Consider the following 18,210-nt stretch of genomic DNA (forward strand, 5'->3'; position numbering starts at 1 on the left):
CCGCACTCGGTTCGACTAGCTCAGGCCCGCGACGGTCTTGCGGACCTTGGAGATGATCTCGGCCGGGATCGGCGCGTAGTCGTTCTCCTTGAGGACGTTCTGGCCGTCCTCGCTCGCGATGTAGGTCAGGAAGGACTTGGTCGCGGCCAGGGTCTCGGCCTTGTTGCCCTTCTCGCAGAGGACCTCGTACGTCACCAGGGTGATCGGGTACGCGCCCTCGGCCTCGGGCTTGTAGTTCAGCTCCAGGGCGAGGTCGTTGCCCTTGCCGACGACCTTGGCCTCGGCGATCGCCTCGGAGGCGTTGTCGACGGTGGCCTTCACCGGCTCCTTGGCCTCGGTCTTCAGGTCGACCGTGCTGATGCCGTCGGAGGCGTACGAGAGCTCGAAGTACGAGATGGCGCCGGGGGTCTGCTTGACCTGGCCCGCGACACCGGAGGAGCCGTTGGCGGACTGGCCGCCCTTGGCCTCCCAGGACTTGCCGGGCTCGTGCGACCAGGCGGACGGGGCCGCGCCCTTGAGGTACTTGGTGAAGTTGTCCGTGGTGCCGGACTCGTCCGAGCGGTGGAACGCCTGGATCTTGGTGCTGGGCAGCTTGGCGTCGGGGTTCAGCTTCTCGATCGCCTTGTCGTCCCAGGTCTTGATCTTGTCGTCGAAGATCTTGGCGAGGGTCTCGGCGTCCAGGACGAGGTTGTCCACGCCGGGCACGTTGTAACCGACGGCGATCGGGCCGCCGACCATCGGCAGGTCGATGGCCTGGCTGTTCTTGCAGACCTTCTTCGAGGCCGCGATCTCCTCGGGCTTGAGCGCCGAGTCGGAGCCCGCGAAGGCGGTCTGGCCCTGCATGAACGCGGTGATGCCGGCGCCGGAACCCGTCGGGTTGTAGTTCAGCTGAACGTCCTTGCAGGTGGTCGAGTAGACCTTGCGCCAGGCGTCGATCGCGTTCTTCTGCGCGGACGAACCGGAGGCCGCGAGCTGGCCCTTGGCGTCATCGCACTTGATGTTGGCGTTGGCGTTGGTCTCCTTGCCGGTGCCACCGTCGCCGCCGCTCGTGTCGTCGGAGCCGCACGCCGTGAGGGCCAGGGCGCCGGAGACGGCGATGGCGCCGAGGGAGAGGGCGCGGAGCCGGTTCTTGCGCTGAAGCTTCACTTTTCGGGTCTTCCTTCCGGGAGCCGCCGGCCCTTTGCTGGCGGCGTGCGAGGTCTTCGTCGAGCGGTTCTGCGTTCTGCGTTCTGCGGTTCTGCGGTCTTACGTTGTGTTGTAAGGCTGAAATTAGGCAGGGCAGGTGAAGTGGCCAAAGGGCATGAGTGAACGGAGGGTGAACCTCGGCGGTCGGCCTGGTTAGGCAACGTGCTACGGAACGTAGCGGATCTGTTACGCCGGGTTGAGGACGCCGAGCAGGGCGTCGACGAGGTGCTGGTCACGGGGTTGCGTGAGCCGGTTGCGGGCCGCCGTCGGCGAGAGCCAGAGGATGCGGTCGACCTCGTCGTTGGGTATGAAGCGGCCGTCGGCCACCTCCGCCGCCCAGTAGCTGACCTCTTTGGGGCGGCCCTGGGCCAGGTAGCGGACCGTGGGGAGGCGGGCGCCGGGGGTGCAGCGGTGTCCGGTCTCCTCCTCGACCTCGCGCAGGGCACCGGCGAGGGCGTCCTCGGTCCGCTTCAGCTTGCCCTTGGGGTGCGACCAGTCGTCGTACTTCGGCCGGTGCACCAGGCAGATCTCCAGGCGGCCGTCGTGCGGGGAGTGCCGCCACAGGACGCAGCCCGCGGCCAGGACGACTCCGCGCTCGTCGAGCGTCATGGGGTGCTCACCACCTCTGTCTCGCGGAGCCAGGCCTGGTGGAAGGCGAAGCGGGCCGCCTCGACCTCGTGGCGCTGGTCGGCGTGCAGGACGCCCAGGGCGTACGCCGTCGCCGGGGCGATGCGGGGGGTGCGGGCGGCCGATGCCGCTGCCGCTGCGGCGTCCGCGGCCTCGCGGTGGCGGTCCAGGGCGTGGCCCGCCTCCGCCAGGCGCAGGTCCCCGCGGGGGGCGCCCGCGCTTCCGGTGCCGGGGCCGGTGCTTCCGGTGCTTCCGATGTTTCCGGTGAGGACTTCCTGGGCGTACCTGTGCAGGCGCAGGAGGGCGCGGGCCTTCAGCCAGGGGGCGTCCTGGGCCTCGGGGGCCTCGGCCGCGGCGAGGCCGTGCGTCAGCGCTTCCGCGTTGTAGGGGTGGCCCGCCTGGCCGAGGGGGAGTGCGGCGACGGCTTCCGCGAGGTTCTCCTCGGCCTTTGCTGCCAGTGGCTTCAGGTCCTCCGCGGCTCGGATCAGCGGGACCTCGCTCGCCAGTACGGCGACGTTGTCCGCCACTGCGTGGAAGCGGGAGGAGCCGAAGGCTTGGAGGGCGGCGGAGTGGGCCCGCGTGCGGGCGAGGGTGAGCTGGCGCTCCAGGAGTGCTGCGGCCTTGGCTGCGCCTACCGTGAGGCCCCTCGGAGTCCCGCCCCGTTCATCGGCACCCTGCGGTGAGGGCTGTGCCCACCCGTTCCGCCGTGCGGAACGCCTGCCCACAGCGGGGGCGGCCTGGGTGGGGTGTGCGGCTGCGGGGCCGTTGCCCACAGCGGGAGCGGCCTGGGTGGGGTGTGCGCCTGTGGGGCCGTTGCCCACAGTGGGGGTGGCCTGGGTGGGGTGTGCGGCTGTGGGGCCGTTGCCCACAGTGGGGGTGGCCTGGGTGGGGTGTGCGGCTGCGCGGGGGTTGCCCACAGCGGTGCCCACCGCCGGGTTCGGGACCGTCGGCGTTCCCGACAAGCGGTGCAGTGCGTCCAATAGCCGCTCAAGGCGCGCCGCGTACGCGTGTTCCCTCGCCAATGTGCCGGAGAGCCATGCCAGTTCGGGACGGAGTCCGGATGCCCACTCCTGGTCGAGGAGTGGGCGGAACGTGTGCAGTGTGCCGCCGATGCGGCGGGCCGCGCGGCGCAGGGACATGGCCGCCTCCAGGGACACCTCGGCGCCCTGCGCGTCCGTCGTCGACTCGCGGTGCAGCCGCAGCGAGCGCAGGAACTCCGTGGCCTGGCCCTGCAGATAGGCCGACAGGACATCGCCTGTCGTCGTCTCATGGTTTAGCTGTGCCACGCCGGCGCCTCCGGGCGTCAATGAGCATCTCCTGTACGTTCCGCAGGGGCTGGCCCTCCGGATCCAGCGCGTGCCGGGTCCAGTTGCCGTCCGCGCCCAGGTGCCAGGAGGCGGTGGTGTCCGACATGCCGGTCTCCAGGAGCCGGTTCAGGGCCGCCCGGTGTGCCGGGTCGGTGACCCTGACCAGTGCCTCGATACGTCGGTCGAGGTTGCGGTGCATCATGTCGGCGCTGCCGATCCACACCTCGGGCTCGCCCGCGTTGCCGAAGGCGAAGACACGGGAGTGCTCCAGGAAGCGGCCGAGCACGGAACGCACCCGGATCGTCTCCGAGAGCCCCGCGACGCCCGGCCGCACCGCGCAGATCCCGCGCACCCACACGTCCACCGGCACACCCGCCTGCGACGCGCGGTAGAGCGAGTCCACGACCGCCTCGTCGACCATCGAGTTGCACTTGATGCGTACGTAGGCGGGGCGGCCCGCGCGGTGGTGCTGTATTTCCTTGTCGATGCGTGAAATGAGCCCGTCGCGCAGGGACTTGGGGGCGACGAGGAGACGGCGGTAGGTCTCGCGGCGCGAGTAGCCCGAGAGCCGGTTGAAGAGGTCGGACAGGTCGGCGCCCACCTCCTGCTTGGCGGTGAGCAGCCCCAGGTCCTCGTAGAGACGGGCCGTCTTGGGGTGGTAGTTGCCCGTGCCCACGTGCGAGTAGCGGACCAGCGACTCGCCCTCCTGGCGGACGACGAGCGAGAGCTTGCAGTGCGTCTTCAGGCCGACCAGGCCGTAGACGACATGGCAGCCCGCCTCCTCGAGCTTCCGCGCCCATTTGATGTTCGCCTGCTCGTCGAAGCGCGCCTTGATCTCGACCAGGACGAGCACCTGCTTGCCCGACTCGGCGGCGTCGATCAGCGCGTCGACTATGGGGGAGTCGCCCGACGTCCGGTACAGCGTCTGCTTGATCGCCAGGACGTCCGGGTCGGCGGCCGCCTGCTCCAGGAAGGCCTGCACGGACGTGGAGAACGAGTCGTACGGGTGGTGCAGCAGGACGTCGCGCTCCCGCAGGGCGGCGAAGATGTCCGGCGCGGACGCCGACTCCACCTCGGCGAGGTCGCGGTGCGTGCCCGCGATGAACTTCGGGTACTTCAGCTCGGGCCGGTCCAGGGCCGCGATGCCGAAGAGCCCGGTCAGGTCGAGCGGGCCCGGCAGCGGATAGACCTCGGCCTCGCTGATCTTCAGCTCGCGTACGAGGAGGTCGAGGACGTTGCGGTCGATGGACTCCTCGACCTCAAGGCGCACCGGCGGCCCGAAGCGCCGCCGCATGAGCTCCTTCTCCAGGGCCTGGAGGAGGTTCTCGGCGTCGTCCTCCTCCACCTCCAGGTCCTCGTTCCGGGTGAGCCGGAACATGTGGTGCTCCTGGATCTCCATGCCCGGGAACAGCTCCGCGAGGTGCGCGGGAGCGGCGATGACGTCCTCGATGGGGACGTACCGCGAGGGGGAGGCCTCCAGGAAGCGGGAGAGCAGCGGCGGCACCTTCACGCGGGCGAAGTGCGTGTGGCCCGAGACCGGGTTGCGCACGACCACGGCGAGGTTGAGCGAGAGCCCCGAGATGTACGGGAAGGGGTGCGCGGGGTCCACGGCCAGCGGGGTCAGGACGGGGAAGATCTGCTGCCGGAAGAGCGTGAAGAGGCGGGACTGCTCCTTCTCGGTCAGCTCGTTCCAGCGGACCAGGTGGATGCCCTCGTCGGCGAGGCCGGACGCGACGTCCTCCTGGTAGCAGGCGGCGTGCCGGGCCATGAGCTCGCGGGAGCGGTTCCAGATCAGTTCGAGGACCTCGCGGGGCTGCAGGCCCGAGGCCGAACGGGTGGCGACGCCGGTCGCGATGCGGCGCTTGAGACCGGCCACCCGGACCATGAAGAACTCGTCCAGGTTCGAGGCGAAGATCGCCAGGAAATTAGCCCGTTCGAGTAGCGGCGTGTTCGGGTCCTCGGCGAGCTCCAGGACACGTTCGTTGAAGGCGAGCCAGCTGCGCTCCCGGTCCAGGAAACGGCCCTGCGGAAGCTCCTGGCCGTCGTGTCCTACCTGACCGTCCTCGTCGTACGCGTCGAGATCCGCGTCGATGTCGGGGTCGAGATCCGACACCGCCGCCGACAGCGTGTGCGGGCGGTGCGCGGCGATGGAGCCGACGGAGGGCTGGGCGTGCTGGACCTGACCTTGCGTGCTGGGCTGGCTCATGGCCCCATTCTTCCGCGCGGGGACCCCGATGGGCGCGTCGGAGAGTGCCGGGGTGAGGACGAGCTTCCCGTTCTTGGGGGGAGGGTCGGGCACGGCGGGCTGCATTGAGCGAGGGTCGCAAGCCAGTCTGAATCACTGGTTACGGCGACATGACGTGCGGGACATGTGCCGGAGTCCCCCGGACGTCTACACGTCCGGGGGCCCTGTGGAATCAGGCGGTCCGGCGCCGCAGCACCCGGAACGCGGCGTACGCGGCTGCCGCGGCGAGGGCCAGGACGATGCCGGTCTCGATCAACTGGACGTACCAGAAGTGGGAATGGGGGTGGATGTCGGCGTACCAGCCGGTGACGCGGGTGTCGGACGGGCAAGGGAAGTCGGCCATCTGTGCGGGGGAGCACTGTCCGGTCACGAACCGTTCACCGGCGGCGTTGTGGACCCCCATGTCCATGATGAGGGAGTCCACGGGGACGTCATGCATGGTGTAGCCCGTGCTCTTGCCCGAGGCGGGCCCCGAGACCGTGGTCACCGGGAACAGGTGCCAGCGCACGCTGCCCAGGGCGAAGAGAATGCCGCCGGTGACGACGCCGGTGGCGGCCATGCCGAGCAGTGTGCGCCGCAGGAGCAGTCCGGCGAGCGCGCCGACGGCCACGGCGAGCAGGCAGTACGCGACGAGGACGGGACCGATCGCTTCGTACACGCCGCGGTCGGTCCAGGAGAGGTTCCAGCGGCCCAGGAGGTTCCAGGCGCCGAGCTGGAAGACGGCCATGAGCACGAGCGCGCCGCCCACGGTCAGTGCGGCGGCCGTCGTCAGCTTCGACGCGAGCCAGCGCGCGGGGGAGACCGACTGGGTCCAGGCCAGCTTGTACGCGCCGGACTCCATCTCGCGGCCGATCACCGGGCCCGCGACGAAGGCGCCGATCAGCACGGGCAGGAGCAGCAGGGCCGCGGCCCCCTGTTCCATGGTGCTGGAGAGCAGGTCCATGGCGCTGGCGAACCCGAGGAAGGTGTCCTCGCAGGGGCCGTAGCAGTCGGCGGTCGGCACTGGGTAGGCCGAGGCCGCCCACCGCAGGTAACCCGTCACCGCCGCCGTCAGAACGATGAGGCCGCCCGCCGTCCACAGAGCGGTGCGGTGCAACCGGACGTCCGCCCAGCGCGGACCGCGCAGGAGAGGCGAGCTCATGCCGTCACCTCGCGGTCAGCGGCGGGCGCCGTGCTCGGCGTCAGCAGTGCCGGTGCTTCGGGGGAGCGCAGATGGGCCAGCAACAGTTCCTCCAGGGAGGGCTCTTCGACGTCCCAGCCGTCGGCGACCGGGCGGCCGTCGGGCCGGATCAGCGCGGTCAGGCCGCGCCCGGTGGCGCGGGACTCGACGACGGTGTGCGGGGCGAGCTCCTCGACGGGGCGGCGCCCGGTGACCAGGGCGTGCGCGGAGACGAGGTCGTCGATGCCGCCGCCGAGCCGGACCCGGCCGCCGGACACCAGAAGCAAGTGGTCGCAGGACTCGGCCAGTTCGCCGACGATGTGCGAGGACACCACCACGGTCGTGCCGTGCTCGGCGGCCTGCGCCATCAGCGTCCCCATCAGCTGATGGCGGGCGAGCGGGTCGAGGTCGGCCATCGGCTCGTCCAGGAGCAGGAGTTCGGCCCGCTTGCCGAGGGCGAGGGCGAGCGCGACGCGGGTGCGCTGACCGCCGGAGAGCGTGCGCACGCGCAGCTTCGGGTCCAGGTCCCCCTCGCGTACGACGCGTTCGGCGATGGCGGCGTCCCAGCGCCCGGGGTTCAGCTCGGCGCCGAGCCGCAGGGTGTCGGCGATGCTGAGCTGCGGATAGAGCGGCTTGTCCTGGGCGACGTACGCGACGTGCTCGCGCGCGGCGGCCGGGTCGGTGCCGAGCACGGTGAGCGTGCCCTCGGTGGGCCTCATGAGCCCGGCCGCGAGGGTGAGCAGCGTCGACTTGCCCGCGCCGTTGGGCCCCACGACCGCGCATATCCTTCCGGCGGGCAGCCGGAAGGAGCAGTCGCGCAGGGCATGGCCCCGCCGCCCGTAGCTCTTGGCAAGCGCGGCCGCCTCGATGGCGGTGTCGGTCATGCGTGCTCCCCCTTGGTCACGTGCTGTGGGTGCTCGGAGTCGTCCGAGTGCCCTGACTGCGTGAACTGCTCTTCGAGTACGGCGCTGAACAGCGCCGCGACGTCGTCCCTCTCCAGACCGGAGGCGCGGGCACGGGCGGCCCACTGGCTCAGCTCGCCCCGCAGCGGGGAGTCGGCGGGCGTGGAGCCCAGCGACTTCCGCACGAAGGTGCCGAGCCCGCGGCGGGCCTCGACCAGGCCCTCGCGCTCCAGTTCGCGGTAGGCCTTCAGGACCGTGTTCGGGTTGATGGCCGTCGCCTCGACGACCTCACGGGCCGTGGGCAGCTTGTCCCCCGGTTCCAACAGGCCAAGGCGCAGGGCCTGTTGGGTCTGCTGGACGATCTGGAGATAGGTGGCGACGCCGCTGCGCCGGTCGATACGGAACTCGACCATGCCTTGCACCACCCTTTCACTAATTGAGTAGTGAAAGGGTGGTGCAAGAAAGGGGCGACGTCAAGTGACGCCGCCCCTTTGGGGGTTCGCTCCCTCTGGCAGGGGAGTTGGCTCAGGACTCCGTGCGGTACATCAGGTCCGTCTCGTGCGTGATGAACCCGAGCCGCTCGTAGACGCTCACGGCCGCCTTGTTGTCCGCGTCCACGTACAGCATCGCGGTGGGCAGGCCCGCCCCCGCCAGGTGGTTCAGGCCGATGGTGGTCAGCGCCTTGCCGAGGCCGCCGCCCTGCGCGCCGGACCGCACCCCGAGGACGTACACCTCGCCGAGGCCCTCGGCCGCGTGCACCTTGGTCCAGTGGAAGCCGATCAGTTCGCCGTCCTTCTTGGCCAGGAAGAAGCCCGCCGGGTCGAACCACGGCTCGGCCTTGCGGTCGTCCAGGTCGCGCTGGGTGAGGGAGCCCTGTTCGGGGTGGTGGGCGAAGGCGTCGGCGTTCACCGCGAGCCAGGCCGCGTCGTCCTGGCCGGGGACGAAGGCGCGTACCGATACGCCGTCGGGCAGGACGGGTTCGGGCAGGTCCAGGTCGCCCAACGAGCGCCGCATCTGGCGCAGTTCACGGAAGAGGGTGAGCCCGAGCACCTGCGCGAGGTGCCGCGCGGCCGAGTGCCCGCCGTGCGCCCAGATCCGCAGCCGCCGGCCGGACTCGGCGAGCAGCGCGGTGCCGAGCGCGCGGCCGTGCCCGCGGCCGCGGTGCGCGGGGTGCACGACGAGCTCGGCGGCGGGGGCCTCGATGGGGTCGGTGTCCTCCAGCTGCGCGTACCCGACGAGCTCGTCGCCGACGCCGAGCAGCAGGTGCCGCACCCCGGTCCGCGCACCTCCCCGCAGCTGCAGCCGCCCCTGCTCGGAAACGGCCTGCTGGCCGTCCGCGCGGGCCGCTTCCGCGATGAGCCCGAGCACGGCGTCGGCCTGGTCGGAGGTGAGGGCGGCGACCGTGTCGATCTGCCGCAGGGGGGCGGGAGGCTGCTGCTCGTCAGTCATGGAGTCGAGGGTACGGCGACGGCAGGTCGAGCAGCAGATCACGGACGTACTCACCCGCGCGCTCGCTCGTCCCCGCTCGTCCCTCGTACGCCGTCACGCTTGTCCCAAGTGTCCGCAACGCCCCCGACGGCAACCACCTCGTAACCCGTAACCCCCTGTCGCGCTACGCGCGTTGACTTTAGGCTGCGCGGAGTTTCACACCCTCAGCCGTCTCATACCTCTCCCAGGGGGACTCGTGCCAGCCACTCCTCAGCCACGTCGGCCCAGACGCCGCGCCACCCGTCTGCTCGCCGCCGCGGCCGGTCTCGCCACGCTCGGTGCGCTGGCCGCCGCGCTGCCCGCGAGCGCAGGGCAGTCCGCCGGACAGGATGCTGCGGGCGCGGCGGGCAAGAAGCGCACCGTCGACGTGCAGCTGCTGTCCTTCAACGACTTCCACGGCAATCTGCAGCCGCCGGCCGGATCGTCGGGCCAGGTCACGGAGAAGCAGCCCGACGGGACCGAGAAGAAGATCGACGCGGGCGGTGCCGAGTACCTCGCCACGTCGCTGCGTACGGCCCGCAAGGGGAACCCCTACAGCGTCACGGCGGCGGCCGGTGACCTCATCGGCGCGAGCCCGCTCCTGTCCGGCCTGTTCCACGACGAGCCGACCGTCGAGGCGATGAACAAGCTCGACCTCGACGTCACCAGCGTCGGGAACCACGAGTTCGACGAGGGGGCCAAGGAGCTGGCCCGCATGCAGAAGGGCGGCTGCCACCCCAAGGACGGCTGCTTCGAGAAGGGCAAGAAGTTCAAGGGGGCCGACTACCCCTACCTCGCGGCCAACGTGACCGACGAGAAGACGGAACGGCCCATCCTCAAGCCGTACTGGGTGTGGAAGCACAAGGGCGTGAAGGTCGGCTTCATCGGCGTGACGCTTGAGGGCACGCCCGACATCGTCTCCGCCGAGGGCATCAAGGGGCTCAAGTTCCACGACGAGATCGAGACGGTCAACAAGTACGCCAAGATCCTCGACAAGCAGGGCGTGAAGTCGATCGTCACGCTCCTCCACGAGGGCGGCTCTCCCGCGTCGCAGAGCTACAACTACGACTGTGACGCCCCGGGCGCGGGCGACGGCATCTCGGGACCGATCACCACCATCGCCAAGGGCATCACGCCCAAGGTCGACGCGCTGGTCACCGGGCACACGCACTCCGCGTACGTCTGCACCATCCCGGACCCCGCGGGCAAGCCCCGCATGGTCACGTCCGCCTCGTCCTACGGGAAGCTCTACACGGACACGACGCTCACGTACGACCGGAAGACGAAGGACATCGTCCGTACGTCGGTGAAGTCGGCGAACCACGTCGTCAGCCGTGAGCAGGCCAAGGCCAAGGACATGACCTCGCTCATCGGGCGCTGGAACAAGCTGGCCGAGCCCGTCGCCAACAAGCCCGTCGGCTTCATCTCCGCCGACATCCCCGGCCGTGGCGCCACCACCCCCGAGGCGCCGCTCGGCGACCTGATCGCGGACGCGCAGCTCGCGCACGGCAAGTCGCTCGACCCCGAGACGGATCTGGGGCTGATGAACCCCGGCGGCATCCGCTCCGACCTCGTCCACAAGGCGAGCGGGAGCGAGGGTGACGGCGTGGTGACGTACGGCGAGGGCTTCACCGTGCAGCCGTTCAGCAACACGGTCAATCTTGTCGACCTGACCGGCGCCCAGCTGATCACCGGCCTGAAGCAGCAGGTCAGCGGGTCGAACGAGGCATCCCCGAAGATTCTGCAGATCTCGGACGGCCTGACGTACACGCTCGACATGACCAAGTCCGGCGCCGACCGTGTCGTGACGGACTCGATCAAGCTGGGCGGCAAGGCGATCGATCCGGCCGCCACGTACCGTGTGGCGATGAACTCCTTCCTCGCGGGCGGCGGCGACGGCTTCGCCGAGCTCGGCAAGGGCGCGAAGCCGCTGGTCGGCAGCGATGACCTGAAGGCGTTCAACGACTACCTCACCGCCAACTCCTCGGCGGACAAGCCGATCGCGCCGCCCAAGGCGGACAGGATCACCATCGTGAAGTGAATGACGCGTTAACAGACGCACTCAGAAGGTGGCCCAAATCGGCGGTTACTGGGCGTGAGGCTTGGGGTGGGGTGTGAACGTATGGTGAAATCAGCTGATGCGTTCCCCCCACCGCATAGCCACGCTTCCGCCCGATCACAACCAGGCCTATCCGTCTGATGGTTGGCACGCCGCATCGGTTCCCCCAGAAGCAGCCTCAGAGGCGGTAGAGACCACCGCTCCCCTGAATCCGTACGACGAGCTCGGCGCCCTCGCGTCGCCGAACCCGCTGGAGGACTTCCTCCACGAGACGGACGACGAAGAGGCCGACAAGTCCGACGCGCCCTGGCAGCCGCCGAACCACCGCCGGGGCAGCCGCAGCCGCCGCCGCAGCAACCGGTTCGCCGGGCTCCCGCTCGCCGCGAAGGCCGTCGTCGCACTCCTGGTCGCCACCGCCTTCCTCGGCCTCGGCGACCGCTGGGCCCTGCTCTACGCCGAGCACGAGGCCGCTCAGAAGCTCAAGGACTCCATGCACCTGAGCGCCACGCCCGAGGTCGACATCGAGGGCTTCCCCTTCCTGACCCAGGTCGTCGACAAGCGCGTGGACAAGGTCAAGGTCACCGTCCCGGACGTCGCGGCCGACCGGATCTCGCTCGCCCAGGTCTCCGCCACCGCCAACGACGTGAAGATCACCGGCGACGGGCCCACCGACATCAAGGGCGCCCTCATCTCCGAGATGAACGGCGAGGTGCTGCTCTCCTTCGACGACCTGAACCGTGAACTGGGCGCGTCCCAGGTCACGTTCACCGGCCACGGCCGCGACCAGGTGCTCGCCCGCGGCACGCTGCCCGTCGCGGGCCACGACCTGAAGCTGCGCGCCGACGCCCGCATCCAGCGCAACGGCGACCGCGGCATCTCCACCGACATCGGCAGGATGAGCCTGCAGATCGGCGACCTGGCGACCTACCGGCCCGGCACCCGCGAGTCCGAGGGCCTGCACCTCAGCAAGAAGTCCGCCGACCGGCTCGCCGAGGAGACCGCCAAGGCGAAGGCGCTGCTCTCCGTCCCGTCGATCGTCGAGCGGCTCGGGGTGCCGGACTCGGTGGTCAGCGGGGCACTCAAGAGCGACTCCAAGCTCCACGACCTGGTGGGCTCGCCGCGCTTCATCAACGACGTGATGGGCCTGAACCTCATCGACGTCGCCATGGGCCACCCCGAGCTCCTGAAGAAGCTGGGCCTCGACCCGGCGCTCCTCAAGGGCCTCTCCCAGCTCACCCGCCCCGTGCTCGCCGACCGCCTCACCCTCGCCTTCCAGCTGCCGAAGCTGCCGGGGGACGGGCACGTGTGGCTGAAGGACGTCAGCGTGCGGGACGACGGGATCCGGGTGCGGCTCACGGGTACGGGGCTGAGCATCGGCAAGTAGGGGCCTAGCCGGTCGGGGGCGGGGTGGGCGCGCCCGGCAGGCGGACCGTCGCCACCGTCCCGCCGCCCTGAGCGTGCTCAAGCGCCACCTGGCCGCCCGACTGGTGCACGGTGCGGGCCACGATGGACAGGCCGAGGCCCGATCCGGGGAGACTGCGGGCCGACGGGGAGCGCCAGAAGCGGTCGAAGACGTGCGGGAGTTCGTCGTCGGGGATGCCGGGGCCGTGATCGCGGACGGTCAGCGCGCCGTCCTTCAGGGCCACCTCGACGGTGGAGCCGGGGGGCCCGAACTTCACCGCGTTGTCCAGGATGTTCACGACTGCCCGCTCAAGGGCCGCGGGCTCCGCGCGTACGTACCAGGGGGCGAGGTCCGCGGCGAACGTCAGCTCGGGCCCGCGCAGACGCGCCCGCTCCAGTGCGTTCTCCACGACCTCGTGCAGGGCGATGACCTGCACCTTGCCGCCCTGCCCGGTGTCCGTGCGGGACAGCTCCTGCAAGTCGCCGATCAGCGAGGCGAGTTCGGTCATCTGGGCCGTCACCGAGGCGAGCAGGGCCTTGCGGTCGTCGGGCGGGATGGCCCGTCCGGTGTCCTCGCTGCGGGCGAGCAGCTCGATGTTCGTACGGAGCGAGGTGAGGGGGGTGCGGAGCTCGTGCCCCGCGTCGGCGATGAGCTGTTGCTGGAGGTCGCGCGATGAGGCGAGCGATGCGGTCATGGAGTTGAAGGAGCGCGAGAGGCGGGCGATCTCGTCGTCGCCCTCGGCGGGGATCCGCAGGTCCAGATCCTCCGTGCGGGCCACGTGCTCCACGGCCGCGGTGAGCTCGTCCACCGGGCGGAGACCGGTGCGGGCCACCCAGAGGCCGGCGGCGCCTGCGCCGAGTACGCCGATTCCGGCGACGAGGACGAGGACCAGGACGAGGTTGCCCAGGGTGTCGTCGACCTCGCTGAGGGGCCGGGCCACGGAGACCGCGAGAGGCTGTCCGTCCAGGGGGTAGGTGAGGACGCGGTACTTGGCGCCGTTCGACGCCGTGGCGGTGTGGATCACCTGGGTGGACGTGCGGTCGGCGACATCGACGTCCCCGGGGGAGACCTCGATGGACTGCTTGCCGGAGATGACGCAGCTGTTGCCCTTGCGGTCGACGACCTGGACCGTCGACTTGAACGGGTTCGGATCGTTCTCCTGGTTGCTGATGACCGACGCGTGGCGGCACTGTCCGTTGCCGTCGATCAGGCTGAGCACGAGCTGATCCGGCACCCGGTTGGAACTCAGCGCTTCGTCCAGCGAGTTGATCAGCGCGGTGCGCACCACGAACCAGCACACGACGGCGGCCGCCGCGACCGCCAACGCGACCGCCGTGGCCACCAGCATGGCAAGGCGTGAGCGGAGCGGCAGCGCCCGGAAGCGCCGGACGAGCCCCTTCACTCGCCGCCCCCGGACCCCGGCCGCAGCACGTACCCCACACCCCGCACCGTATGAACGAGGCGCGGCTCGCCCCCCGCCTCGGTCTTGCGGCGCAGGTACATGACGTACACGTCCAGGGAGTTGGAGGAGGGCTCGAAGTCGAAGCCCCAGACGGCCTTCAGGATCTGCTCCCGCGTGAGGACCTGCCGGGGGTGCGCCAGGAACATCTCCAACAAGGTGAACTCCGTGCGGGTCAGCTCCACCGTCCGCGCCCCGCGAGTGACCTCACGCGTCGCGAGGTCCATCCGCAGGTCGCCGAAGGCGAGCATGTCGCCCTCCTCGGCCTGGCCCGCCGCGGCCGCGTACGAACTGCGGCGCAGGAGTGCCCGGATCCGCGCGAAGAGCTCGTCGAGCTCGAACGGCTTGACCAGATAGTCGTCGGCGCCCGCGTCGAGCCCCGTGACGCGATCGCCCACGGTGTCGCGCGCGGTGAGCATCAGGATGGGCGTCAGGGACCCGGTGGCGCGGAGCCGGCGCGCGGCGGTGAGGCCGTCCATGCGGGGCATCTGGATGTCGAGTACGACGAGGTCGGGGCGGTAGGCCGCCGCCTTCTCAAGGGCGTCGGCGCCGTCGACGGCGACCTCCGTGCCGTACCCCTCGAAGGCGAGGCTGCGCTGCAGCGCCTCCCGCACGGCGGGCTCGTCGTCGACGATCAGGATGCGCTGCTGCTGCTCGCCTTCGGCGGGGCTCATCGGCTTGTGACTTCCTTGGGTACGGGTCGGACGGGGCCGGTATCAGCCTCGCACGCGCGCGCGGGGCTTGCGGCGTGCGGCGGGGCGGGACGACACCTGGGAGGCGGCCACTTCCGGGGCACGGGCCGCGGTGGCGCCGTGCAGCTCACCGGCCACGGCGAGGGGGAGGCCGAGCCCCGCCGGATCGGTGTCGGGAAGGCTGCCCCAGCCGATGGTGACGGCGAGCGCGTGCCGGGCGCGGTTGACGGTGATGGTCGGTCCGGACATGAGGGCCTCCAGGGGAGTGGGCGGGTCAGTCGGTGGCGCCGGCGCGCAGGGTGTCGAGGTCGGCCTTGACCGTGTTGATCGGGATGGCGAATCCGAGTCCGACGCTGCCCGAGCTCGACTCGGTGCCGCTCTGCGACGAACTGGGCGAGTACATCGCGGAGTTGATGCCGACGATGTTGCCGTTCATGTCGATGAGGGCGCCGCCGGAGTTGCCCGGGTTGAGCGAGGCGTCGGTCTGCAGGGCCTTGTACGTGGTCTTCGACGACCCGGTGTCGCCGTTGAACTGCTCGCCGCCGTACTCGAACGGCCAGTTGCCGCCGCCCTGCTGTTGCTGCTGCTGTCCCTGGTCCTCGTCGGTCGAGACGGTGACGTCCCGGTCGAGGGCGGAGATGATGCCGCTGGTGACGGTGCCGGTCAGGCCCTCGGGGGAGCCGATCGCCACGACGTCGTCGCCGATCTTCACGTTGTCGGAGTTGCCGAGGCTCGCGGGCTTGAGGCCGGAGGCGCCCTCGACCTTGATCAGCGCCAGGTCCTTCTTGCTGTCGGTGCCGACGACCTTGGCGTCGTACGTCTTGCCGTCGTTCGTCTTCACCTTGACCGACGAGGCGCCGGAGATCACGTGGTTGTTGGTGATGATCTCGCCGTCGTCCGTGATGATCACGCCGGATCCGGTGGCCTCACCCGCGCTGGACTTGGCGCTGATCTCCACGATGCTGGGGCTGACCGCCTCGGCGACGCCGGAGACGGTGCCCTTCTGGCTGGTGGGCACGACGTTCGTGTTGGTGGCGCTGCTGGCGGAGCCGTCCTTGCCGGTCAGCTCCTGGAAGGCGTAGGCGGTGCCGCCACCGACTGCCGCTGCCGCGATGGCCACGGCGGCGAGCAGGGCCAGGGGGCCCCGTGCCCGGCGCCGGTGCTTCTGCGGTACTTGCGGCTCTTCCGGTGCGTAAGCGGGCGGGGGCGGGTACGCGCCCGGCGTACCGCCATGGTGAACAGGCGCTGACGACTGCTGCTGCTGGGGGTACTCACCGCTGGTTGTCATGGAATCCAGGCTGCGGGGCCTTCATGAGAGGCGGCTGAGTACGCCCTGAGAACACCGGTAGAAGTGCGTATGCCCCTTATAAAGGTGCTCAAGGCCGCCGCTTCGCGGCGATACTTTCCCGCCCACCCACCCGATCACCCCGCAGCGTCCCGCCCTTGCCAGCCGCTCCTGCTGTGGGTGGGGGTGGTGGGGGCTGTCGGGCCGCCAAGCCGCCTCCTGCTGTGGGCAGGCGTTCCGCAAGGCGGAACGGGTGGGCACAGCCCGAAGCTGCCGGGCACGCGATGAACCAGGCGTCAGCTGCAGCCGCAGGACTGGCGGACCACCAGCCGCGAGGGGAACAGCTTCAGGCGCTCCCGGCGGGACCCCGCCACCCGAAGCCCGTCGTCCAGGACAAGGTCGACCGCGGCGCGAGCCATCGCAGGCCGATCCGAGGCCACCGTCGTCAGCGGCGGGTCCGTGAGCCCCGCCTCCTTCACATCATCGAACCCGGCGACAGCCAACTGCCCCGGCACATCGATCCGCAGCTCCCGCGCAGCCCGCAGAATGCCGATCGCCTGGTCGTCGGTGGAGCAGAAGATGGCGCTCGGCCGATCCGGCCGGGCAAGCAGCTCCAGCGCCATCTGATACGCGTCATAGCGGTTGTACGGCGCCTCGAAGAGCCGCCCCTCCACCGACCGCCCGGCCTCCCGCATGGCCCGCCGCCACCCCTCGACATGGTCGGAGACGGGGTCACCCACCGTCGGCGTCTCGGCCGTGCCGCCGACACAGGCGACGTACTCGTGCCCGTGCTCGAGAAGGTGCCGCGTGGCCAGCTGCGCGCCGCCCAGGTCGTCCGTGACGACGGCGACGTCGTCGATCGCCTCGGGCCGCTCGTGAAGCAGCACGACCCGCGCGTCCCACGCGTCGATCTCCGCGGCCGCCGAATCGGTCAGGCCGTGGCTGACGAGGATGAGGCCGGAGACCCTCATGCCGAGGAAGGCCCGCAGATAGTGGGCCTCGCGCTCGTCCACGTAGTCCGTGTTGCCGACCAGCACCATTTTTCCGCGCTCGGAAGCCGCCTGCTCCACGGCATGCGTCATCTCCGCGAAGAACGGCTGGCGCGCGTCCGGCACGATCATGCCTATGAGGTCGGTACGCCGCGACGCCATGGCCTGGGCCACCCGGTCAGGGCGGTACCCCAGCTCTTTGATCGCGGCGAGTACACGCTCGCGCGTGGCCGGGGCAACCGGCCGGGGTCCGTTGTTGATGACATAGCTGACGACGGCGGTGGAAGTACCCGCAAGTCGCGCCACGTCATCCCGAGTCACCTTGGCCACGCGCGGAGTCTACGCGGATGGAACTACCGCTGGGCAGGGCGTACGGCAGCTTCCTTCGGCGCGGACGCGGCGGGTGCCGCGTCCCGCTTCGGGATCTCCCTGTGCTGCTCCCTGTGCTCGCCCTCGGCCGGCGGAGTGGCCGCCTTCGCCTTGGCTCCGTCGGCCTCACGTTCGACCTTCTCCGGCGTCACGAAGCGATAGCCGACATTCCGGACGGTGCCGATGAGCGACTCGTGCTCGACACCGAGCTTCGCGCGCAGGCGCCGTACGTGGACGTCGACCGTCCGCGTGCCGCCGAAGTAGTCGTAGCCCCAGACCTCCTGGAGCAGCTGGGCCCGCGTGAACACGCGCCCGGGGTGCTGCGCCAGGTACTTGAGCAGCTCGAACTCCTTGAAGGTCAGGTCCAGGACCCGGCCCTTGAGCTTCGCGCTGTACGTCGCCTCGTCCACGGAGAGATCGCCGTTGCGGATCTCCATGGGGGAGTCGTCGGCGGTGATCGACTGGCGGCCCATCGCGAGCCGCAGACGCGCCTCGACCTCGGCAGGACCTGCCGTGTCGAGGAGTACGTCGTCGATGCCCCAGTCGGCGGTGACGGCCGCGAGGCCGCCCTCCGTGACGACGAGGACGAGTGGACAGCCGGGTCCCGTGGAGCGGAGGAGCTGGCAGAGGCTGCGGACCTGAGGCAGGTCACGGCGGCCGTCGATCAGGATGACGTCGGCACCAGGGGTGTCGACGAGGGCCGGGCCTTCGGCGGGGGCCACCCGCACGTTGTGCAGCAGCAGGCCGAGGGCGGGAAGCACCTCCGTCGACGGCTGAAGGGCATTGGTAAGGAGCAGCAGAGAACTCATCGCCGCCCACCTGCCTGGGTCGTCCTACGGTTGTGCACGGTTCGCTCGCCCATAACGTCGGTTCCTCCTCGGTCCCTGCGAGGACGTTTACGGCACTGCTTCGTACTGATTACTGCGGTTCTGCGGCGGGGACCCCGCGCCCTGGGATCCCCACGTGCGGTTTCCCCACTTCGCGACGGCCGATGCGACTGGCCGTATACAAGGCTTCAGAAAGCACGAAAGGACCCGGGGGCTTCGCTGCCCGGATCCTCTGC

16 protein-coding genes are annotated in these 18,210 nt (G+C 70.3%); 2 read left to right on the forward strand and 14 right to left on the reverse strand.

Features of this window, described 5'->3' with window-relative positions; genetic code table 11:
• Positions 1-15 precede the first annotated feature (15 nt).
• The 8 genes from pstS to mshD form a co-directional block, all read right to left on the reverse strand.
• Complete coding sequence (gene pstS, locus M4V62_RS22890) at positions 16-1,146, reverse strand: phosphate ABC transporter substrate-binding protein PstS (protein ID WP_249589099.1); 1,131 nt, start codon at positions 1,144-1,146, stop codon at positions 16-18.
• Between the two features lie 225 nt (positions 1,147-1,371).
• Complete coding sequence (locus M4V62_RS22895; protein ID WP_249589100.1) at positions 1,372-1,794, reverse strand: NUDIX hydrolase; 423 nt, start codon at positions 1,792-1,794, stop codon at positions 1,372-1,374.
• The gene (locus M4V62_RS22900; RefSeq protein WP_249589101.1) at positions 1,791-3,098 is read right to left on the reverse strand and encodes a CHAD domain-containing protein; all 1,308 of its coding nucleotides are present in this window, start codon (positions 3,096-3,098) and stop codon (positions 1,791-1,793) included. Before M4V62_RS22900 ends, M4V62_RS22895 begins: the two co-directional genes overlap by 4 nt.
• A complete protein-coding gene (locus M4V62_RS22905; protein WP_425575274.1) occupies positions 3,079-5,430 on the reverse strand; it encodes an RNA degradosome polyphosphate kinase in 2,352 nt (783 codons plus the stop codon). Before M4V62_RS22905 ends, M4V62_RS22900 begins: the two co-directional genes overlap by 20 nt.
• 106 nt (positions 5,431-5,536) lie before the next feature.
• Positions 5,537-6,505 carry an ABC transporter permease gene (locus M4V62_RS22910; RefSeq protein ID WP_249589103.1) on the reverse strand — a complete coding sequence of 323 codons (969 nt, stop codon included), beginning with the start codon at positions 6,503-6,505 and terminating at the stop codon, positions 5,537-5,539.
• Positions 6,502-7,407 carry an ABC transporter ATP-binding protein gene (locus M4V62_RS22915; RefSeq protein ID WP_249589104.1) on the reverse strand — a complete coding sequence of 302 codons (906 nt, stop codon included), beginning with the start codon at positions 7,405-7,407 and terminating at the stop codon, positions 6,502-6,504. The genes M4V62_RS22910 and M4V62_RS22915 overlap by 4 nt, the downstream gene beginning before the upstream one ends.
• Complete coding sequence (locus tag M4V62_RS22920) at positions 7,404-7,838, reverse strand: GntR family transcriptional regulator (RefSeq protein ID WP_249589105.1); 435 nt, start codon at positions 7,836-7,838, stop codon at positions 7,404-7,406. The genes M4V62_RS22915 and M4V62_RS22920 overlap by 4 nt, the downstream gene beginning before the upstream one ends.
• 112 nt (positions 7,839-7,950) lie before the next feature.
• The gene (mshD, locus tag M4V62_RS22925; RefSeq protein ID WP_249589106.1) at positions 7,951-8,874 is read right to left on the reverse strand and encodes a mycothiol synthase; all 924 of its coding nucleotides are present in this window, start codon (positions 8,872-8,874) and stop codon (positions 7,951-7,953) included.
• 235 nt (positions 8,875-9,109) lie between these two features.
• Here mshD and M4V62_RS22930 point away from each other — a divergent pair, with 235 nt between their 5' ends.
• Both M4V62_RS22930 and M4V62_RS22935 read left to right on the forward strand, forming a co-directional pair.
• Positions 9,110-10,933 (forward strand): bifunctional metallophosphatase/5'-nucleotidase, encoded by a 1,824-nt coding sequence (locus tag M4V62_RS22930; protein WP_249589107.1) that lies wholly within the window; start codon positions 9,110-9,112, stop codon positions 10,931-10,933.
• A 97-nt stretch (positions 10,934-11,030) separates the two neighbouring features.
• Positions 11,031-12,335 (forward strand): LmeA family phospholipid-binding protein, encoded by a 1,305-nt coding sequence (locus M4V62_RS22935; protein ID WP_249589108.1) that lies wholly within the window; start codon positions 11,031-11,033, stop codon positions 12,333-12,335.
• Positions 12,336-12,339: 4 nt separating this feature from the next.
• Here the strand turns inward: M4V62_RS22935 and M4V62_RS22940 are convergent, their stop codons facing one another.
• From M4V62_RS22940 to M4V62_RS22965, 6 genes are all read right to left on the reverse strand, one after another.
• On the reverse strand, positions 12,340-13,755 hold the full coding sequence (locus M4V62_RS22940; protein ID WP_249589109.1) for a sensor histidine kinase: 1,416 nt from the start codon (positions 13,753-13,755) through the stop codon (positions 12,340-12,342).
• A complete protein-coding gene (locus M4V62_RS22945) occupies positions 13,752-14,486 on the reverse strand; it encodes a response regulator transcription factor (protein WP_249589110.1) in 735 nt (244 codons plus the stop codon). The genes M4V62_RS22940 and M4V62_RS22945 overlap by 4 nt, the downstream gene beginning before the upstream one ends.
• Before the next feature lie 42 nt (positions 14,487-14,528).
• On the reverse strand, positions 14,529-14,753 hold the full coding sequence (locus M4V62_RS22950; RefSeq protein ID WP_249589111.1) for a hypothetical protein: 225 nt from the start codon (positions 14,751-14,753) through the stop codon (positions 14,529-14,531).
• 25 nt (positions 14,754-14,778) lie between these two features.
• Positions 14,779-15,792: a S1C family serine protease gene (locus tag M4V62_RS22955; protein ID WP_249589112.1), complete on the reverse strand. Its 1,014-nt coding sequence runs from the start codon at positions 15,790-15,792 to the stop codon at positions 14,779-14,781.
• A gap of 293 nt (positions 15,793-16,085) precedes the next feature.
• Positions 16,086-17,108, reverse strand: coding sequence for a LacI family DNA-binding transcriptional regulator (locus M4V62_RS22960; protein WP_249589113.1), 1,023 nt, complete (start codon positions 17,106-17,108; stop codon positions 16,086-16,088).
• Between the two features lie 23 nt (positions 17,109-17,131).
• Positions 17,132-17,956 carry a winged helix-turn-helix transcriptional regulator gene (locus M4V62_RS22965; RefSeq protein WP_249589114.1) on the reverse strand — a complete coding sequence of 275 codons (825 nt, stop codon included), beginning with the start codon at positions 17,954-17,956 and terminating at the stop codon, positions 17,132-17,134.
• Positions 17,957-18,210: the final 254 nt, after the last annotated feature.

This window comes from Streptomyces durmitorensis (assembly GCF_023498005.1).
GTDB lineage: Bacteria > Actinomycetota > Actinomycetes > Streptomycetales > Streptomycetaceae > Streptomyces > Streptomyces durmitorensis.

What these genes read in the sequence shown, in the direction of transcription:
- M4V62_RS22895 (WP_249589100.1), bottom strand. Translation starts at nt 1,794, where the DNA reads ATGACGCTCGACGAGCGCGGAGTCGTCCTGGCCGCGGGCTGCGTCCTG.
- M4V62_RS22905 (WP_425575274.1), bottom strand. Translation starts at nt 5,430, where the DNA reads ATGCAGCCCGCCGTGCCCGACCCTCCCCCCAAGAACGGGAAGCTCGTC.
- M4V62_RS22910 (WP_249589103.1), bottom strand. Translation starts at nt 6,505, where the DNA reads ATGAGCTCGCCTCTCCTGCGCGGTCCGCGCTGGGCGGACGTCCGGTTG.
- M4V62_RS22915 (WP_249589104.1), bottom strand. Translation starts at nt 7,407, where the DNA reads ATGACCGACACCGCCATCGAGGCGGCCGCGCTTGCCAAGAGCTACGGG.
- M4V62_RS22920 (WP_249589105.1), bottom strand. Translation starts at nt 7,838, where the DNA reads ATGGTCGAGTTCCGTATCGACCGGCGCAGCGGCGTCGCCACCTATCTC.
- mshD (WP_249589106.1), bottom strand. Translation starts at nt 8,874, where the DNA reads ATGACTGACGAGCAGCAGCCTCCCGCCCCCCTGCGGCAGATCGACACG.
- M4V62_RS22935 (WP_249589108.1), top strand. Translation starts at nt 11,031, where the DNA reads ATGCGTTCCCCCCACCGCATAGCCACGCTTCCGCCCGATCACAACCAG.
- M4V62_RS22945 (WP_249589110.1), bottom strand. Translation starts at nt 14,486, where the DNA reads ATGAGCCCCGCCGAAGGCGAGCAGCAGCAGCGCATCCTGATCGTCGAC.
- M4V62_RS22950 (WP_249589111.1), bottom strand. Translation starts at nt 14,753, where the DNA reads ATGTCCGGACCGACCATCACCGTCAACCGCGCCCGGCACGCGCTCGCC.
- M4V62_RS22955 (WP_249589112.1), bottom strand. Translation starts at nt 15,792, where the DNA reads ATGACAACCAGCGGTGAGTACCCCCAGCAGCAGCAGTCGTCAGCGCCT.
- M4V62_RS22965 (WP_249589114.1), bottom strand. Translation starts at nt 17,956, where the DNA reads ATGAGTTCTCTGCTGCTCCTTACCAATGCCCTTCAGCCGTCGACGGAG.